Here is an 18,496-nt window from a genome sequence, read left to right as displayed (position 1 = left end):
TCTTTTCATTTGCACGATGGCGTGTTTCAGATCTGATATCTGGGACACGTTTTTTTTGCAGATATATGATTTACTATTGAGCGTTGAAAAATAATTAGTGTACTAAATAAAATAAAATTAATTCGATAAAAATAATAATATCTTATAATTCTAACTTTAAAATTTTAGTTTATAAATAATATTTTTAGATTTGTCTAAAATTTAAGATATGCGACTCTGAAATCAATTCATCTGGATTAATAAGGTCCCTTGAGGTATTGAAAAAATATTTACGATAATTTGATTATTCCACAATTGAATTGGGACTTACTAATAAATGGGATTGTTTAGAATTTGTTTGCAACATTAATGCATAGATTATTTGATATGAGTGATAATGTTATGAAACGACGACAGTTGGCTGGCTTTTTGCTGGTATTGTGGGCATTGATTTGCCTGAGCAACGTCGTGTTTCGGCATTCTCACCGTATGCCTGATGGCCGGATTGTCAGCCACGTGCATCCCTATGCAGAATTCGGGGCGAAATGTAATTTCCCGAACCACCATCATACCCAGTCCGAATTGAACTGGCTGGATTGTGTCAGTAACCTTCCATTTGATACATTTCTTCCGGAGCTTTCTTTTTCTATACCTGAAATTATTGAGGAAACACTTCTTGTCTACCAATACATTGAACGCGATTCAGAACATAATTTCCTGACTTTATTTCTACGCGGACCGCCGACTGTTTAAGCTTCTTCTTTATATCCCTAACATCATTATTCAACAACAGCATTTGCATGCAGTACGTCTGGTATGCGTTCATCTGAGGTTGTTCCATTCTTGCTACTCAATAGAATTGAATCTATGAAAAAATATATCCATTTCATTACGATTTTTTTAGCCCTTACCTCGCAGGTACTTGCTCAAAATAATCAGATTACCGGAACAATTACTTCCGGCGGAAAACCTGTTCCCTACGCAACAGTTACTTTGGTAAAAACGACTTTTGGCATACAGGCTGACAGTAGTGGAGCTTTTACGATTGCTAATATTCCGGCAGGGCGTTATGAATTACAGGTTTCTGCAATAGGTTTTCAGCGTGTTACAAAAAAGATTGATATTCTTGCCGATGTGGTCGCAGCGGTAAACATTTCTTTATATTCTCTTATTAATAATTTAAGTGAGGTTGTTGTCACAGGTGTTTCCAGAGCAACAGAACTTCGGAAAAGTCCGGTTGCTATTGCAGTCATGAGCAAAAAGGAAATGGATATGAACGTCAATAACAACATAGTTGACGCTGTCTTAAAAGGTGTTCCTGGGCTTAGCGCGGTAACAACGGGTCCTAATGTTTCAAAGCCTTTTATCCGTGGCCTTGGTTATAACCGCGTTTTGACTCTTTATAACGGCATCCGTCAGGAGGGACAGCAGTGGGGCGACGAACATGGTATTGAAATTGACCAGTATGGCATTGAGCGTGCAGAAGTTGTGAAAGGCCCTGCAAGTCTGATTTATGGTTCGGACGCTGTGGCTGGCGTGATCAACTTTATACCCTATATCCCAAAAGGTCCGGAAGGGAAAGTGAAGGGAGATATCACGACGGAATATCATACCAATAACGGTATGATCGGTGCCTCCGGCGGGCTGGCTTATAACAAAAACGGCTGGAAAAGCGCATTCCGCGTTTCAGGAAAAAATGCTACGGCTTATAAGAATCGGGTGGATGGCAGGGTCTATGGTACTGCCTACAACGAACTGAATTTGTCGGCGATGACCGGGTTCGAAAAACGCTGGGGATCGTCCTATGTTTATGCAACGCTTTACAATAACTTACAGGAAATTCCGGACGGAAGCCGGGATTCGTTAACCCGCCGATTTACAAGACAAATTTTTGAAAGTGGAAAAGATGACATAAAGGATCGCCCGTTGGTTGCTGAGCGGGACTTGAAAACTTATAATATTAATCCATTGCACCAGCGCATTCAGCATTACCGGTTATTTACAAAAAATCATTTTTTGTTAGGTAAAGGAGATCTGACAGCCTTACTTGGATTTCAGCAAAGTGTGCGCCGGGAATATAATCACCCGACCACGCCGGAACAGCCGGGATTGTATGTGCAGCTTAGTACCTATAACTATGATTTAAAGTATAATTTCCCGGAATGGCAGGGCGTAGAGGCAACATTAGGGGTGAATGGAATGTATCAGATGAACCGAAACCTGGATGGAACAGATTTTCCGATTCCTGATTATAATTTGCTGGATATTGGCGGGTTCTTATTCCTGAAAAAATCATTGGGTAAGGTTGATGTCAGCGGTGGAATGCGTTATGATACCCGGTCATGGAATTGGGAAGACCAGTATGTGCAGCCTAATCCGGAGACAGGTTACGATGAACTTCTCAAAGTTCCCCGGAATTCTGCCGCAGTGCTGCAATTCCCATCTTATGACCGCAGTTTCAAAGGGATTTCGGGAAGCCTGGGCGCGACTTATAATATTTCAGAACGTCTGCTTTTGAAGGCAAATGTATCCCGTGGCTATCGCGCGCCAAATATTACGGAGATCGGATCAAACGGTCTTGATCCGGGGGCTCACATTGTTTATCTGGGTAACCGGGATTTCGAACCCGAATTCAGTCTGCAAACCGATATTGGTTTTATTGGTTATCTGAAAGATATGGATATCAGTCTGGAAGTTTTTAATAACACCATTGATAATTACATTTATCAGGCGCGCCTGTATGACGATTCAGGAAACCCTGTTGTGATCGTCCCGGGAAATTTTACTTATAAATACCAGCAGTCAAAAGCGCAGTTATATGGTGCTGAGGCAAGTTTAAACCTGCATCCGACCGGCTTAAAATGGCTGGCTTTTAATAATAGTCTGGCATTTATTCGAGGCCTGAACAAAAATGATGCTTTGATCGCCATCGAGGGAGACGCTGCGAAATACCTGCCATTTATACCACCGATTCACGGAAGGTCTGAGCTCAGGTTTTCAATCGCCAGGGAACTTGGGTTTTTGTCTTCAACTTATTTTCGGGCAGAAGTTGACTATTATGGAGCCCAGAATAAATTCTATGGCGTAGACGATACAGAAACTGCCACAGCAGGTTACACGCTTTTTAATCTGGGATGTGGTACTACGGTGAACAACCGCAACAAGAAACCGATTTTTCAGCTTTTTTTACAGGTTGATAACGTCTTTGACATCTCGTATCAATCGAATTTGAACCGGTTAAAATATTTCGAATATTACGCAAGTTCTCCGAACGGGCGTTCTGGAATTTATAACATGGGCCGGAACGGCAGTGTCAAAGTGATTATTCCGTTTTGATGATATATTGATTTTTAAAACTGGGTTGTCGAATCTGAAATCGGCAACCCAGTTTTGTTTTTGGTGCAAAATAGTATTCAGGCTTTGGGTTATAAATTGTGCTGATGTCAGTCTGTCTTATCATTCGTAATTCGTGGATAATTTTGAAAGGTTAAATTTTAACCAAAAAAATAAAGGAATTTGAGAGAAGATTTAGTGTGTTCAAACTAATTGTTTGATTTTTGGTAAATTGAATCTGATTTAAGCAAACTTAGCAGCAAACAAATGAATATCATAAAGGCAAGTGAAATAGCAGAAATATCTTCAACCGGCGATACTGTCATGATCGATGCCCGGGGCGGGGCAGATGCCGAAGACAGATTTGACGCGGGACATCTGGATGGGGCATTATTTGTGAACCTGGAAACGGATCTCTCAGAGAAATCAGAAAATGCGGCAGAAGGAGGCAGGCATCCATTGCCGGAGGCGAAAAGGTTTGCCCGGTTATTGGGTCAGTTAGGCATTACGCCGACTACGAAAGTGATCGTCTACGATGACAAAAGAGGTGCGATGGCAGCGGCGCGTTTCTGGTGGATGTTAAAAGCTGCCGGACATGAAGCGGTATATGTGGTCAGTGGAGGTTTGGAAGCGATCAAAAAAGAAGGACTTTTACTCTCCCAAGATGAACTTACCTTGTTAACCGAATATCCGGACTATCCTCTTGACGCCTGGCTTTCACCGACGGTAGGTTTGAAAGAAGTTGCACAGGCGGCCGGAAATTCCGATTATGTCGTTATTGATGTACGGGAAAACTATCGTTACAGAGGAGAAAGTGAACCGATTGATCTGGTTGCCGGGCATATACCGGGTGCTGTCAACATCCCATATATAGAAAATATGGATGAGGAAGGGAATTTCTTATCTCCGGAGGTATTGAAGCAAAAATATTCCGAAGTGCTGATGGGTAAAGCTCCTGAAAAAATAATTGTGCATTGCGGGTCTGGCGTTACGGCCTGCCATACGCTTTTGGCAATGGAGGAAGCCGGTATTACAGGTGCGAGTTTATATGTGGGTTCGTGGAGTGAATGGTCAAGAAATGATATGTCGATTGCTACCGGGGATAATTAAATAACCTAAACTGATTGACTAAGAGATTCCTTCACAAGAGGAATCTTTTTTATTTGAACGTCTGATATTGTCGCCTTTCAGTATTCAGAAGTTTAGAAACGTAAATTTTATATCAGATGGCCTGGGAATTTTTACCTGGACAGAATATTTAATTAAGCCTGGTTCAGAACAATATTTGACATAAATTATAAATTTCATAACTATACTAATGTATTAATTAAAAAGACAAAATATCTTAAAATGAATTTAACGAAAGTTGAAATTTTTATGAATATGTCATTAACTTAGAACAACGATATGAAAGTCTGCCATTTTAATGACCTGATCAAAGATGACCGCAATCGACGAAAATACTTTACTGAATGGTATATCGCTCGGCGACAGAAGAGCATTTGATGAGATTTACAATCAATATCATTCTGAAATTTACAAGTATGTTTTAAAGTTTGTGAAATCTTCCGATTGCGCACAAGATCTGTGTCAGGAAATCTTTTTGAAGGTTTGGGAAAAGAGAGAAAATCTGGCAGATGTACGTTCATTCAGAGCTTATCTTTTCACGGTTTCAAAAAATCATATCTTCGACTTTTTACGCCACGCATCGGTCGAACAATCTGCCCGCGAAGAAATACTAAATGCCTCCCGCGATTTTAAAAACCAGGTTGAAGACACTATTCAGTCAGAAGAATATTATCAGCATCTGCAAAAAGTTCTTGATCAAATGTCACCAAGAAATCAGGAGGTGTTTAAGTTATGCCGCGAAATGGATCAAACTTATGACGAAGCTGCGGAAGCACTAGGGATTTCTCGTAACGCAATAAAAAAACACATGGTTAAGACCATGAAACTTCTCAAATATTCTGCTCAAAAAAGCTTCGGTCTTTCTTTTAACACACTCCTTTCCTTTTTTCTCTTAGCCGGATTTTAAGAGATCATTTTTCTTTATTGTTATTTTTTTAGTGGTATATCACGTATTTACCAGAAGGAAAAATTGTGTTTTGCAAAAATTATAAAATAATTTTTGCAAATCAGGGTACCCTGCACGCAACGTTTTACGTCTTCCTTATAAATCCCTGAAAAATGGAAGAAAGGCAATTTCTGGAAATTCTCGTTAAAAGGTATGTTGCGAATGAATTGAGTGAAAAAGAACTCGAAGCATTTTTCCATTTATTGGCTCAAGGAAAACTGGATAACTTGCTGAATAATTATTTGGATAAAGAAAGCGGTGAGATTTTAAAAGTTAAGAAAACCTCATTATCCAAATCACGTTTGCTTTTACTTCCTTTGAACAGGTTAAGTCTCGCGGCCTCTGTTTTCCTGATCTTGGGGATGGTGATGTTTTTGGCCAAACCCGGAATAGTTAATTTTCTGAAAATTGGTATCGTAGCAGTTGAAACGAAAAAAGGCGAGAGGGAAGAGATCAGATTACCGGATGGTTCGACCGTGTGGTTAAATGAATCCAGCAAGCTGGAATACCCGAATAAGTTCGATTCTGATGAAAGAAAAGTTGTGTTACTTGATGGGGAAGCCTACTTCGATATTAAACGAGACACAACGAAGCCTTTCAATGTTGAAGCCTCAGGAACAAATACGAAAGTTTTGGGAACGGCATTCAACATCAGATCTTATCATTTTCTGGAAAGTGTCCAGGTTACTGTTACCCGCGGAAAAGTACAAGTCGAGGAAGCCTCAGACTGGGGCGAAAAACGGCAGCGGAAAATATTATTGCCGAACGAACAGGTCAATTTTGATACCAAAACAAAAAGTATAGAAAAAACGGCTGTCAACAGTGCCAACGCGGTAGCATGGAAAGATGGGAAATTACTTTTCGATAATGAAAGCTTTGCTAATGTAACTGCGATTTTAGAAAATAAATTTGGTGTTAAAATTGCCTTCGCCGATGAGTCCATTAAAAGTTATCACATGTCGGCTGAATTTACTGCCACCGATTCCCTGGCGCACATTCTTGAATTGCTAAGTCTTGCCAATAATCTGGATTATCAGTTTGAGGATAAGAAAATTACTTTATTGAAAAAGAGAAAAAATAATGCTAACCCGCTGCCTATGTAACATTGTTGCTTTTTTATAACAAAAAAATCCGGCAAGCCGAAGCTGCCGGAAAGTATGATAGAGAAGTCAGGACGTAACGCCAATCACCCACTGACCCTGCTATTCAAATTGGAATTAATGTTTATCGCTTAACCCCAAACTGATCCAAAGGTATGAAAAATTGTACCAGAAGTTTACAGTCCATTACCAAATGGACGACTAAAAGTGTATGCCTGTTTCTTTGTGTCCTGGCTGCGGTATTTCAGCCTTCGCTGGTCGTCGCCCATCTACCAGGACAAAGTCTTCAGGAGGTTACCATCGATCTGACACTCAAAGATAAAAGTCTGAAAGAGGCGCTCTCGCAGATTAATAAGAAGACCGGTTTCAGGTTTATCTATAACGAAGAACTGATCGCTCCGTACAAGGTTAATATTGCGGTAAGCAAAAAGCCGGTAAATGAAGTTTTGCACGAGCTTCTGGCTTCTACCAAACTGGATTACCGCGAGCAGAAAAGAACGGTGGTTATAATCGAAAGAGAAGTAAAGACCACCGGCGAAGCTAAAAAGACTGAGATTTTACTTGCTTCTCTTGTTCATCAGATGGAACGAGAAATTACCGGTGTGGTGACCGACGGAGAAAATGGCGATGCGCTTCCGGGTGTGGCCGTGCTCATCAAAGGAACGTCCATTGGTACCATCACGGACATGAATGGAAAGTATAGTATCAAAGTCACGGACGGTGGTTCTCCGGTTTTGGTATTTTCTTACGTGGGATATTTAGGACAGGAAATAACCATTACGAACCAATCCGCGGTAAATATTAAACTTGCAAGCAGCACCAAGCAGCTTAGTGAATTGATGGTCGTGGGTTATGGCACACAGTCGAAGGACGAGTTTACAGGCTCTGCTGCGCGCGTGTCGGGTGACAAACTGAAAGACATGCCCGTTCAAAGTTTTGACCAGGGAATGGCAGGCCGTGCAACGGGTGTTAGTATAGGGCAACCAAACGGGGTTTTGAATAATCCGCCTGTCATCAGGATACGCGGTGTAAATTCAATTTCGCTGAGTTCGTTCCCTTTGATCGTTGTGGATGGGATACCTATCAACACTGGTGATATTTCGGGAAACTCAACCGTAGCCAACAACCCGCTTGGCGATATTAACCCATCTGATATTGAGTCCATTGACGTGTTGAAAGACGCGGCATCTACTTCTATTTATGGTTCACGGGCAGCAGCCGGAGTTTTGTTGATTACAACCAAAAGTGGTAAAGTTGGCAAGCCAAAGGTAAATTATGAAGGCTGGACCGGTATGACAAAAGCAACCCGTCTGCCGACGATGCTTGATGCCCAGCAGTTTATGGATATTAAAAATGAAGCCGTTTTAAATGCAAAAATTCTGGGTGGAAATGCAAGTAATGATGCGGTTGCATCTGCGCTTTTCTTTCCTATGCTGAACCCTGATGGATCAATGGTTAACACCAACTGGTACGATCAGGTTTATCAGACGGGTGTTTCTCAAAACCATAGTTTAAGTATCTCGGGAGGTTCTGAATCAACAAAATATTACTTTTCAACAAATTATAGCAATCAAAAGGGGATTTTAAAGACCAATGAATTTACCCGTAAGGCAGCACGTTTTAACGTGGATCACAAATTCAATAACTGGCTTTCCTTTTCCAGTAATATCAATTACAACAACAGCCTGAACTCTTCCCCGAACACAGGTTCTCTAAGCGGAAATGCTTTTGGTTTGGTAGGTTCCGCTCGCCTTGCCTGGTTGTCGGCGCCGAACGTTTCCCCGTATAATGAAGACGGTTCTTATAATTTGAGTACTTCCAACACTTTGGGTATGGGTGCCAATAAAGTAGTTAGTAACTTTTATAACCCCGTTCCACTTTTAGATCTGAATAAATACAGTTCCGAAAACGACCGAATCATTGCCAATTTTGGCGGTACAGTGAAGCTGATGAAAGGGCTTACTTACAAAATGAACTACGCGATGGACCGTTTGAAAGTTGAAAACGTAACCTTCGAAAGCCCTGTGCATGGTCCCGGTTTTTCCACAAACGGGAGCGCGCAGAACATGAGCCGTACGATTAGCAACTGGAACTGGACCAATACGATGAGTTATAATACTTCAATTGCGACAAAGCATAACATTTCTTTGCTGGCTGGTTATGACGTCCAGAAATTTAATACTTCGAGCTGGGGTGCGAGACGTACACAGCTTTCCGATCCGTTCTTTGATGAATTTCAGGGAAGTTATGGACAGATTGTTCCGATTACGAACGTCTTGACGGAAAGTGCTCTTGTCTCGGTTTTTTCTCGTTTTACCTATGATTATGACAAACGATATTTCTTTACCCTGAACTATCGTCGTGATGGAAATTCGGCTTTGGGGGCTGGCAAAAAATATGGAAACTTTGGTGGTGTTTCGGGAGGCTGGACATTGTCTGAGGAAGAATTTTACAAGAATTCTGGCTTGGCTGATATCATGAGCAGCATCAAATTAAGAGCAAGCTGGGGCCGCGTAGGAAATTCCGGGGTGAGTCAATACGGTTCGCTTGCACTTTATGAATCGTCGTTATACGGATCAGCGCCAACGTGGAATTTCAGCCAGGGTGGAAATCCTGATCTTGGCTGGGAAACGAGTAATCAGACAAACGTTGGAGCCGATATCAGTTTTCTTAACGACCGTATCCAATTGGAAGCAACCTATTATGCGAACAGCGTGAATGGTCTGATCTTGAACGTACCACAATCGCCGTCCAAGGGTATTCCCGGAAATGCAATTTTTATGAACATTGGCAGCATGTATAACCACGGACTTGAACTCGGTATTAACGCTAGCGTAATCAGAAAAGGAAAGTTCAGCTGGAACACGAGTATTAACTTTACCAAAAATAAAAACAAGGTTACTGAGCTCTACGGGCAAGGTACTGAACTGGTAGGAACGACATCAACCGCGGCAGAAGCAACGAACATTACGCGGATCGGATATTCTGTTGGAAGTTTATATGGAGCCAAAACGGATGGCGTGAATCCTGAAAATGGTCAGCGTGTGTTTATCAACAAAGCTGGTGAAAAAGTACAATATAGTCACGTAGTGCCATCCGGTGGAAGTCGCTGGACGTATCTTGATGGCACACCAGCAGCGGCCATTGGTGTAAATGATTATCAACTTTTGGGTAATGCTTTGCCAACTTACTACGGTGGTTTTATCAATACCATCAAGTATGGGGCATTTGATCTGGGTGTCAATTTTACTTATTCAGGTGGAAATCTTGTGATGAATGGAACGAAAGCAACATGGCGCGACCAGCGTTTCTGGAATAATTCCACGGACGTACTTTCAAGATGGACGACGCCCGGACAAGTTACGGATGTACCGAAAGTGGTTTACGGTGATTTACTTTCAAACGGATCTTCCTGGCCTATTTCCGACAATGCTGAAAAAGGTGATTTCCTGAGATTGCAGTCGGCTTCGCTGGGATACCGCGTTCCAACGGGTGGTTTAGCGAAACTGGGTCTGGCTTCTCTTCGTTTGTATGTTCAGGCTTTCAATGCTTTTATCCTGACAAAATACACAGGAACGGATCCCGAAATTTCGGTTAACGGTAATTCAAATACGACGCCGGGTGTCGAGAAAAACTCGATTCCACAAGGGCGTACTTTCACATTTGGTGTAAACCTTGGATTCTAAGATCATTTTTAATCATACAAAAGATGAAAGAAATCAATATAAAATCAGCAAAACACTGGATGCGCAGCGCGGTATTTCTGGCCTTGCCTTTTGGCCTTGCGCTTAGTTCCTGTGATGAAGATAAACTGCTTAACCCGATACCAAATATTCAGCTTCAGGACGCATTTTTGTTCGATACGCCGGAACGTGTTTTGGGGCAGGTGAACGGAATTTATACTTCTATGAAAGATGGCAGTTTGTATGGTGGGAGATACCTGATGCTTGCTGATATCCGCGGAGAAGATTTTATTAACCGTACCCAAAATGTTTTTACGGGTTATGATGCATGGAGCCATACAGTTACGTCAGGTTCCAATGATGCTTCGTCTGGCTGGGGTTCTTCGTACACTGCCATCAATGCTGCAAATCTGATCATCGACGGACTTGCCGCCCATCCAACGGCAGTAAGCGAAACACTTGCTGCACAATATCTTGCTGAGGCTAAATTTGTCAGGGCATTTTGTTATTTTGGACTGATCACCCGTTATGGACAGCCGTATACAAAAGATAACGGTGCGTCAGCGGGTGTACCCCTGCGGTTGAAAGGTGAAACAACCCCTGCTAATAATGATCTGGCCAGAAGCTCGGTTGCTGAGGTTTATGCGCAGATTTTGAAAGATCTTGATGAAGCAGAAGCTGGTTTGCCTCTAACTTATACCACTGCACTTTTAAATACAACACGTGCGCATAAAAATACCGCCATCGCATTCAAGACCCGGGTTTATCTGACTATGGGCGATTATGCAAAGGTGGTGACGGAAGCTAAGAAAATTGTATCGGATGCTGCACCTTTTTCCGCACCAACAGGTGTGAAAAACCAGCTGCAAGCCAATGTTGCGACGCCATTTACGACGGATTACACAACTACCGAATCAATTTTCTCAATGCCGATGACAGTATTGAATATTGTGGCCGGGCAAAATTCATTGGCCTATACCTACAACCTCAACCTGGAATATAATTTGAATGCAACGGGTATTCTGGGAGACCCGACCTGGTCGGCGACGGATGCGAGAAAAACGAATTTTACACGTGTTGCCGGTGGGGTTACCTATCTGAAAAAGTATAACCAGACGAACCCGGCTTTAGATTATGTGCCTTTGCTCCGGTATGCCGAAGTTTTACTGAATTATTCAGAAGCCGCGGCGAAAACAGGAGATCTGGCAAAATCGGTTGCGTTGCTGAAAGCCGTGCGCAACCGCTCAGATGCTGCCTACGTTTTTCCGGATGCCAGTATTGCAACAGCAGATGCGCTGGTGAAAACAATCTGGATTGAAAGAAGGATTGAGCTTTTGGGAGAAGGATTGCGATCAAATGATCTGCTGAGGAATTTGCTGACTATTCCGGCAAAAGGAAGTGGGGGATTATCATCGCCAGCGGTGGCACCAACGCAGCCTGAATATATTTTTCCGATCCCGAATGCAGAGCTTTCGACAAATAAGCTTATTTAATTAATTGTTAAGGGTTAATTGTTAATGTTTGAAAGAGCTGAAACTTTGGTTACGTATATGCTTTATGGTTTGTTTTTTCTATGGTCATAACCGTCAAACTTTGGAGCTTATTCTGAATATTTTTTATAGTGATTTGATGGATGTTATGGAAGTTTCCTATGAATTGCAAATGTGGAAAGCGCGATAAATTAAACTAAAACCTTAATCGGTTATAAAATGGAAAAAGATATAAAAAGATTTTACCGGTATAGGAGCTGGTTGGCAAAGGGGATTTGTGTTGCAGGTACTTTTGCGATGAGTTCGCAGATGGTTGCCGCGCAGACCAAAATGACACCTGCCAAAATCGATGCTTTGAAAACGGAGCTTACCAAAGAGATTGATAAGCAACAGAAATTTACCCAGGAAATGGTTGATATGGTTTTCAGTTTCGGAGAACTTGGTTTTCAGGAAGTGGAAACCTCGAAATACCTGACCGATATTTTGCAGAAAAACGGGTTCACTATTGAAAATGGAATTTCCGGGGTCCCGACAGCATGGACTGCAAAATGGGGATCGGGTAAACCGGTTATTGCCGTTGGAAGCGATATCGATTGTATTCCAAAAGCATCGCAAAAACCCGGTATTTCTTATCACGATCCGATCATCGAAGGTGCTCCTGGCCACGGAGAAGGCCATAATTCCGGACAGCCTCTGAATATTACTGCTGTTCTGGCATTGAAAAAAATCATGGAGCGTGAAAAGATTTCTGGGACGATCATGTTGTGGCCCGGCGTTGCGGAGGAGCAGCTTGGCACAAAAGCATATTACGTTCGTGATGGTTATTTCAAAGATGTGGATGCTTGTATTTTTACGCATGTGGCAAACAATATGGCGGTGTCCTATGGTGATGCCGGAAACAATGGAATGGTGTCGGCCCTATTCAGTTTTGAAGGTCAGGCTTCTCATGCGGGTGCGGCACCTTGGCGCGGAAAAAGTGCTTTGGATGCAGTTGAGCTGACCAATATTGCCTGGAATTATCACCGTGAGCACATGGAAACCACCCAGCGTTCACATTATGTGATCAGGGACGGAGGGGACCAGCCTAATGTGGTACCTTCGAAAGCCTCGGTCTGGTATTATTTCCGCGAAAGAACTTATCCCAAAATTATGCAGATGTATAAAGATGGAATCAGAATTGCGGAAGGTGCTGCGCAAATGACTGAAACTAAAATGACTTACGAGGTTCTTGGAAGCGCCTGGCCGGGACATTTTAATCAGCCCATGGCAGAGGCGATGTATGAAAATATCAAAGCCGTCGGGTTACCGAAATGGTCGGAGGCTGACCAGATACTCGCGAAAGCTGCACAGAAAGAAATGGGAAATCCGGAAGGCGGAGCTATTGAATATAACGGTCTTGCTACGACGTTAAGTCCCTTTGCAAAACCGACCGCAACGTCTGGTTCGGGCGGTGGCGGTTCGGATGACATTGCTGATATTTCATGGAATTTGCCAACGATCGTGCTGAGATATCCTGCGAATATTCCTGGTCTTCCGGGTCATCACTGGGCAAATGCTATCGCGATGGCAACCCCGATTGCGCATAAGGGTGTAACGGCTGGTGCGAAAGTGGAAGCTATGACTTTGCTCGATCTATTTCTCAAACCGGAGGTCATCAAAAATGCGAAAACGTATTTTACAGATGTACAGACCAAAGATGTTAAGTACACGCCGATTATTTCAAAAACGGATAAACCAGCCATTCACCTGAACGAAAAAATTATGCAGGAATTCAGGCCGGAGATGAAAAAATACTATTACGATCCGGCTAAATATCCTACTTATCTTGAACAACTCGGGATTAAATATCCGACAGTAAGAGATAGTAAAACAGAAGGAACTGGGAAGTGACTTCGGCAGTCGGCTTTCGTCAATCAGCTTTCAAATAGCCTGAGCCGTCTGCTGACTGCCGACAGCGGACCACCAAAAACTTTATGCTAAGAACAAAATCACTTTCTCATCATTATGCCAGCGAATCGCTCTCTTTTTCGGATTTACATATCCGAAAAGGCGAGCAATGGCTGCTTTTGGGTGAATCCGGAAGTGGTAAAACTACGTTGCTGCACATTTTGACGGGTATTAAAAAACCGAGTTCCGGCTCAGTTTTTATTGGTGAAACTGAGCTTTACAAACTTTCTAATTCTGCGCTGGATCAATTTCGTGGACGTAATATCGGTGTTGTTTTTCAGCAGGCTCATTTAATAAAAAGTCTGACAGTTAAAGAGAATTTATTTCTCGCGCAGACATTCGCAGGGTTAAAAAATGACGAACAAAGAATCAAAGAAGTTCTGACGGATCTTGATATTATTCAAAAAGTGAATAGTTACCCGTCCACATTGAGTCAAGGGCAATTACAGCGAGTTTCAATTGCCCGGGCGGTTTTGAACAAACCCGCTCTACTCTTTGCAGATGAGCCAACATCGAGTCTGGATAATAAAAATGCTAATGCGGTAATTGGTTTGTTATTGAAACTCTCTAATGCCAACGGCGCGACGTTGGTCGTTTCCACACATGATGAGCGGGTGAAGGAAGCATTTTCAAATGAGTATATTTTATAACCAGCGAATGAATTTGATCAGGATAAGTTGGAAAAGTTTGCAGTTCAACCGCCTCGCATTTTTTTTAAATGTGTTGCTGATTGCGTTTGGAACTGGTATTCTGACTTTATTGCTTTTGGGTTCAACGCAGGCAGGCGAAAAATTAAGAGGAAATGCGAATGGAATTGATCTTGTGGTAGGAGCGAAGGGCAGTCCTCTACAGTTGATTCTGAGCAGTATCTACTTTATTGATTTTCCGACAGGGAATATTTCATTATCAGAAGCGCAGAATCTAGCTAAAAATCCAATGGTGAAACGTGCAGTGCCACTTGCTTTGGGCGATAACTATGCCGGGTTTCGGATTGTCGGAACCGACACAAGTTATATTAATCTCTATCATTTGAAACTTGCTCAGGGCGATTATTGGAAGATTGATTTTGAAGTCGTCATCGGTTCGGAAGTCGCGAAAATTAAAAAGTTGAAGGTAGGGGATAAATTTAGCGCGTCGCATGGGTTGAGTTCGGATGAAGATGTTCATGAAGGAAATCAGAATAGGATAACCGGAATTCTGGAACCTACTGGCACAGTCGCGGATAATCTTGTGCTGACCAGTATTGAAAGTGTCTGGAAAATGCATGGCATTGAAGACGATCATGAGAATCCGGAGCATCAAAGCAAAAAGGAAATTACGTCACTTTTAATCCAATACCGCTCTCGCATGTCAATTGTACTTTTTCCAATGATGGTGAATAAATCAACTTCGATGCAGGCAGCATCTCCGGCTAAGGAAAGTGCCAGATTGTTCACACTGATCGGCGTTGGGGTCAACACTGCGAAGTGGTTTGCAATCATTGTCATGTTCATTTCAGCGATCAGCATTTTTGTGACTTTATATAATTCATTAAGAGAACGTACGTATGATCTGGCCATTATGCGGGTGATGGGCGCGTCTCAGTTGAAAGTTTTCACGATCATTATTCTGGAAGGTATCATTCTGACGATAATTGGATCTGCTATTGGTATGTTTCTAGGACACGTTTGTCTGCATGTGATCGGTTATTTTCAGGATTCCCCGCAAGCGCGGTTAAGCGGATTTTATTTTATGCCGGAAGAATTATATCTCGTCGCAGGCGGATTTTCTATTGGAATCGTAGCGGCCATTTTGCCTGCAATTCAGGCGTATCGGGCGGATATTTCTAAAACTATTTTAAGGGTTAAGTCATGATAATGAAAAAAATAGTTTTCCTTTTTTTATTTTTAACGGTTGCATTATTTGCAAAAGCACAGCCGCCTACGCACATTCCGTTGATGAACAATACGTGGAAATTGATTGCCGGGAGGTCCTATAAAAAGAATAAGAATTTTAAAATGGTACCGGTTTTTCCTGCAAAACTGGAAGCATTACAAAACAAAGTTGTGGAGTTGCCCGGTTACATTATTCCAATAAATGCCGATCTTAACCATTCAGAATTCATGTTAGCGGTGGTTCCCATGGACCAGTGTCCCTATTGCGGACAAGGTGATATTCCCTCAATGATCGAGGTTAAAATGAGTAAGGAATTGAATTATACCGATAAACCTGTAAAACTCAGGGGTAAACTAGTGCTGAACAAATCCGGCGATTTAAGGTCGGAAATATTTCTTTTAGATGCTGAATTGATAAAATAACGGTTTGAAATTTTTGATTAAATAACTCCTGTACTATGAAATTAAGTTTTAATACATTAGCCGTTTTATTGGCTGCCGGGTCAGTTTCTTATGCGCAGAATCCTGCTGCCGGAGGCGCACCAGCCAGGCAAGCAGCCACACCTGCAACCAGTATTGCTTCCATCACGCAGGGATTGAAAAAGTACGATGGTTTTTTTAATTTTTATTATGACGAAAAATCAGGGAAAGTTTATCTGGAAGTGGATAAACTGGACAAAGAATTTCTTTATTTTTCTTCTTTGACGGATGGAGTTGGAAGCGGCGGACCTGAACGTGGACAAGCTTCTTCGGCTATTGCTAAATTTGTAAAAGTAGGCTCGAAAGTATTATTGGTTGAGCCTGTTTATAGTTACCGAGCGATCACTGAAAATCCGGATGAGAAAAAAGCTGTCGAGAACGCTTTCGCAAAATCGGTGATCTGGGGTTTCGTTCCGGCTGCGGTTGAAGGTGATAAAATGCTGATTGACCTAACTCCATTTATTATCCGGGACAGCCAGAATATTGCTTCACGTTTAGGCGTGCGAAGAGCTGCGGGACCTGTTGCTGTTCCACAGCCAGCAGGTGGCGGCGGAGCATACAGAATGGATGAAAGCCGTTCGGTATTGTATCTTGAAAATACAAAAAATTTCCCGAAAAACACGGAATTTGAAGCACTGATCACTTTTACCGGCGGAAATCCGAATACAGGATTTTTCGGCGGCGGACCGGGACTTGCTCCTGATCCAAGTGCGGTTAGCGTTAAAATGCATCAGTCTTTCGTTGAGCTGCCCGATGATAAATATAAAACCAGAAAGTTTGACACACGTTCCGCGTTTGGGTTGTTCAGTTACATGGATTTCTCTGCACCGATGACCGAACCCATCGTGAAACGATTTATCAGAAGGCACAGGCTTGAAAAGAAAAATCCAGGTGCTGCACCAAGCGAAGCAATAAAACCAATTGTATATTACATAGATCGCGGTGCTCCGGGACCCGTGAAACAAGCTTTGATTGAAGGCGGATCGTTTTGGAACGAAGCTTTTGAGGCAGCCGGTTATAAAAATGCTTTCCAGGTGAAAGAGCTTCCTGAAGGTGCCGATCCTATGGATATCCGCTATAACGTGGTAAACTGGGTAAACAGAAACGGAAGTCCGCGCGGTTTCTCTTATGGTTCTTCTTATGTTGATCCGCGGACTGGTGAAATTATTAAAGGTGTGGTAACACTCGGTTCGGATCGCCACCGTCAGGATTATCTCATTGCAGAAGGTTTGTTGCAGCCTTATGAAGATGGAAAGCCAATTCCCAAGGCAATGCAGGAACTTGCTTTGGCGAGGATTCGGCAATTGTCTGCACATGAGATTGGCCATACGCTTGGATTTAACCACAATTTCGCCGCAAGTCCGAAAGACAGAGCATCGGTGATGGATTATCCATTCCCTAAATTTTCTCTGAAAGCGGATGGTACCGTTGATATTTCAGATTCGTACGCCAAAGGAATCGGAAGCTGGGATAAGCGTGCTGTGATGTGGGGATATACAGAGTTCCCGGCTGGAAAAGAAGATGAAGGTTTGGAAAAAATTATGCAGGAAACGCTTAAACAAGGATTTATTTACATCCCGGACATTGGCGGAAACGCACATCCCACTTCTCACCAGTGGGACGACGGTTCAAATCCAATTGATCAGATGACAAACATTATGAAAGTCAGAAGAAAAGTTTTGGATAATTTCTCTGAGAAAGCAATCAGACAAGGCGAGCCGATGGCAACGATTGAAGAAGTATTGGTTCCGGTTTATTTGCTGCATCGTTATCAGGTTGAGGCAGTTGCGAAATCTGTTGGAGGGTTGTATTTCACGCACGCAGTGAAGAACGATGGTCAGGTTATCACCAGAATGGTTGAGCCAAAAGAGCAATGGAGAGCGTTGGAATCGTTATTGAGCACAATTACACCAGAGGCTCTTGCTTTGCCTGAAGCACTAATCAAGAAAATTCCGCCACGCCCGTCAGGATATCCGGCTAGTCTGGAAACATTCTCAGGCCATACGGGGCCAACTTTTGATCCGATCGCTGCCGCTGAAACAGCTGCGGGAACGACCTTGTCTTATCTGTTAAATGCAGAACGTGCGGCACGTTTGGTTGAATACAATGCCAGGGACGAAAAACAACCAGGCCTTATGCCTGTGATCGATAAACTTTTTGAAAGCACCTGGAAAGCCCCGGTGGCGCCGGGATATAAGGGTCAATTGCAAACGTTGGTGAATAATCTTTCGCTGAAATATTTGCTGAATCTTGCGGCCAATTCAAAAGCACCGGAAAGCGTTCGCGGTGAAGCGTTATTGAAAGTGAGCGAACTGGGCGACTGGATGAAAGGAAAAATGGCAAGTGCTGCGCCAAAACAAAAAGCGAACATACTTTTCGGACTTTCTCAAATTGAAGAATTTAATAAAAATCCGAACAAATTTGAACCCGCTTCGGTATTGGATATGCCTCCCGGTGCGCCAATTATGGGACTGATGGATTTCATGGGTTGCTCTCAGACTCATTTTCATGGAGAGTAATAAGCTGAATTGTTAGC

Annotated in this window: 12 protein-coding genes; all 12 read left to right on the top strand. The window is 42.6% G+C overall.

From position 1 onward, the window contains the following. The first annotated feature begins 381 nt into the window (after positions 1 to 381). A complete protein-coding gene (locus AC1XUO_RS22785; protein WP_483332139.1) occupies positions 382 to 732 on the top strand; it encodes a hypothetical protein in 351 nt (116 codons plus the stop codon). A 114-nt stretch (positions 733 to 846) separates the two neighbouring features. Continuing rightward, positions 847 to 3,315: a TonB-dependent receptor gene (locus AC1XUO_RS22780; RefSeq protein ID WP_483332138.1), complete on the top strand. Its 2,469-nt coding sequence runs from the start codon at positions 847 to 849 to the stop codon at positions 3,313 to 3,315. Positions 3,316 to 3,579: 264 nt separating this feature from the next. Next, positions 3,580 to 4,422 (top strand): sulfurtransferase, encoded by an 843-nt coding sequence (locus AC1XUO_RS22775; RefSeq protein ID WP_483332137.1) that lies wholly within the window; start codon positions 3,580 to 3,582, stop codon positions 4,420 to 4,422. 331 nt (positions 4,423 to 4,753) lie between these two features. Then, entirely contained in the window at positions 4,754 to 5,347 is a 594-nt protein-coding gene (locus tag AC1XUO_RS22770; RefSeq protein WP_483332136.1) for an RNA polymerase sigma factor, read from the top strand. A 152-nt stretch (positions 5,348 to 5,499) separates the two neighbouring features. Further along, positions 5,500 to 6,489: a FecR family protein gene (locus tag AC1XUO_RS22765; RefSeq protein WP_483332135.1), complete on the top strand. Its 990-nt coding sequence runs from the start codon at positions 5,500 to 5,502 to the stop codon at positions 6,487 to 6,489. Between the two features lie 152 nt (positions 6,490 to 6,641). Next, the gene (locus AC1XUO_RS22760) at positions 6,642 to 10,172 is read left to right on the top strand and encodes a SusC/RagA family TonB-linked outer membrane protein (protein WP_483332134.1); all 3,531 of its coding nucleotides are present in this window, start codon (positions 6,642 to 6,644) and stop codon (positions 10,170 to 10,172) included. Positions 10,173 to 10,195: 23 nt separating this feature from the next. Continuing rightward, entirely contained in the window at positions 10,196 to 11,662 is a 1,467-nt protein-coding gene (locus AC1XUO_RS22755; protein WP_483332133.1) for a RagB/SusD family nutrient uptake outer membrane protein, read from the top strand. Between the two features lie 294 nt (positions 11,663 to 11,956). Next, entirely contained in the window at positions 11,957 to 13,549 is a 1,593-nt protein-coding gene (locus AC1XUO_RS22750; RefSeq protein WP_483332267.1) for an amidohydrolase, read from the top strand. A gap of 83 nt (positions 13,550 to 13,632) precedes the next feature. After that, positions 13,633 to 14,256, top strand: a complete 624-nt coding sequence (locus AC1XUO_RS22745; RefSeq protein WP_483332132.1) for an ABC transporter ATP-binding protein — start codon at positions 13,633 to 13,635, stop codon at positions 14,254 to 14,256. Further along, on the top strand, positions 14,240 to 15,460 hold the full coding sequence (locus tag AC1XUO_RS22740; protein ID WP_483332131.1) for an ABC transporter permease: 1,221 nt from the start codon (positions 14,240 to 14,242) through the stop codon (positions 15,458 to 15,460). Before AC1XUO_RS22745 ends, AC1XUO_RS22740 begins: the two co-directional genes overlap by 17 nt. Positions 15,461 to 15,462: 2 nt before the next feature. Continuing rightward, on the top strand, positions 15,463 to 15,903 hold the full coding sequence (locus tag AC1XUO_RS22735; RefSeq protein ID WP_483332130.1) for a hypothetical protein: 441 nt from the start codon (positions 15,463 to 15,465) through the stop codon (positions 15,901 to 15,903). 35 nt (positions 15,904 to 15,938) lie between these two features. Continuing rightward, positions 15,939 to 18,479 (top strand): zinc-dependent metalloprotease, encoded by a 2,541-nt coding sequence (locus AC1XUO_RS22730; protein WP_483332129.1) that lies wholly within the window; start codon positions 15,939 to 15,941, stop codon positions 18,477 to 18,479. Positions 18,480 to 18,496 lie beyond the last annotated feature (17 nt).

It is taken from the genome of Dyadobacter sp. HNCC25DJ186 (assembly GCF_056895235.1).
The sequence above is the reverse complement of the archived record's forward strand: the minus strand, read 5'-3'. Positions and strand labels throughout refer to the sequence as shown.

Bases quoted from the DNA above. Each gene is read 5' to 3' on its own strand.
- AC1XUO_RS22785 (WP_483332139.1), top strand. From the start codon at position 382: ATGAAACGACGACAGTTGGCTGGCTTTTTGCTGGTATTGTGGGCATTG.
- AC1XUO_RS22780 (WP_483332138.1), top strand. From the start codon at position 847: ATGAAAAAATATATCCATTTCATTACGATTTTTTTAGCCCTTACCTCG.
- AC1XUO_RS22775 (WP_483332137.1), top strand. From the start codon at position 3,580: ATGAATATCATAAAGGCAAGTGAAATAGCAGAAATATCTTCAACCGGC.
- AC1XUO_RS22770 (WP_483332136.1), top strand. From the start codon at position 4,754: ATGACCGCAATCGACGAAAATACTTTACTGAATGGTATATCGCTCGGC.
- AC1XUO_RS22765 (WP_483332135.1), top strand. From the start codon at position 5,500: ATGGAAGAAAGGCAATTTCTGGAAATTCTCGTTAAAAGGTATGTTGCG.
- AC1XUO_RS22760 (WP_483332134.1), top strand. From the start codon at position 6,642: ATGAAAAATTGTACCAGAAGTTTACAGTCCATTACCAAATGGACGACT.
- AC1XUO_RS22755 (WP_483332133.1), top strand. From the start codon at position 10,196: ATGAAAGAAATCAATATAAAATCAGCAAAACACTGGATGCGCAGCGCG.
- AC1XUO_RS22750 (WP_483332267.1), top strand. From the start codon at position 11,957: ATGAGTTCGCAGATGGTTGCCGCGCAGACCAAAATGACACCTGCCAAA.
- AC1XUO_RS22745 (WP_483332132.1), top strand. From the start codon at position 13,633: ATGCTAAGAACAAAATCACTTTCTCATCATTATGCCAGCGAATCGCTC.
- AC1XUO_RS22740 (WP_483332131.1), top strand. From the start codon at position 14,240: ATGAGTATATTTTATAACCAGCGAATGAATTTGATCAGGATAAGTTGG.
- AC1XUO_RS22735 (WP_483332130.1), top strand. From the start codon at position 15,463: ATGAAAAAAATAGTTTTCCTTTTTTTATTTTTAACGGTTGCATTATTT.
- AC1XUO_RS22730 (WP_483332129.1), top strand. From the start codon at position 15,939: ATGAAATTAAGTTTTAATACATTAGCCGTTTTATTGGCTGCCGGGTCA.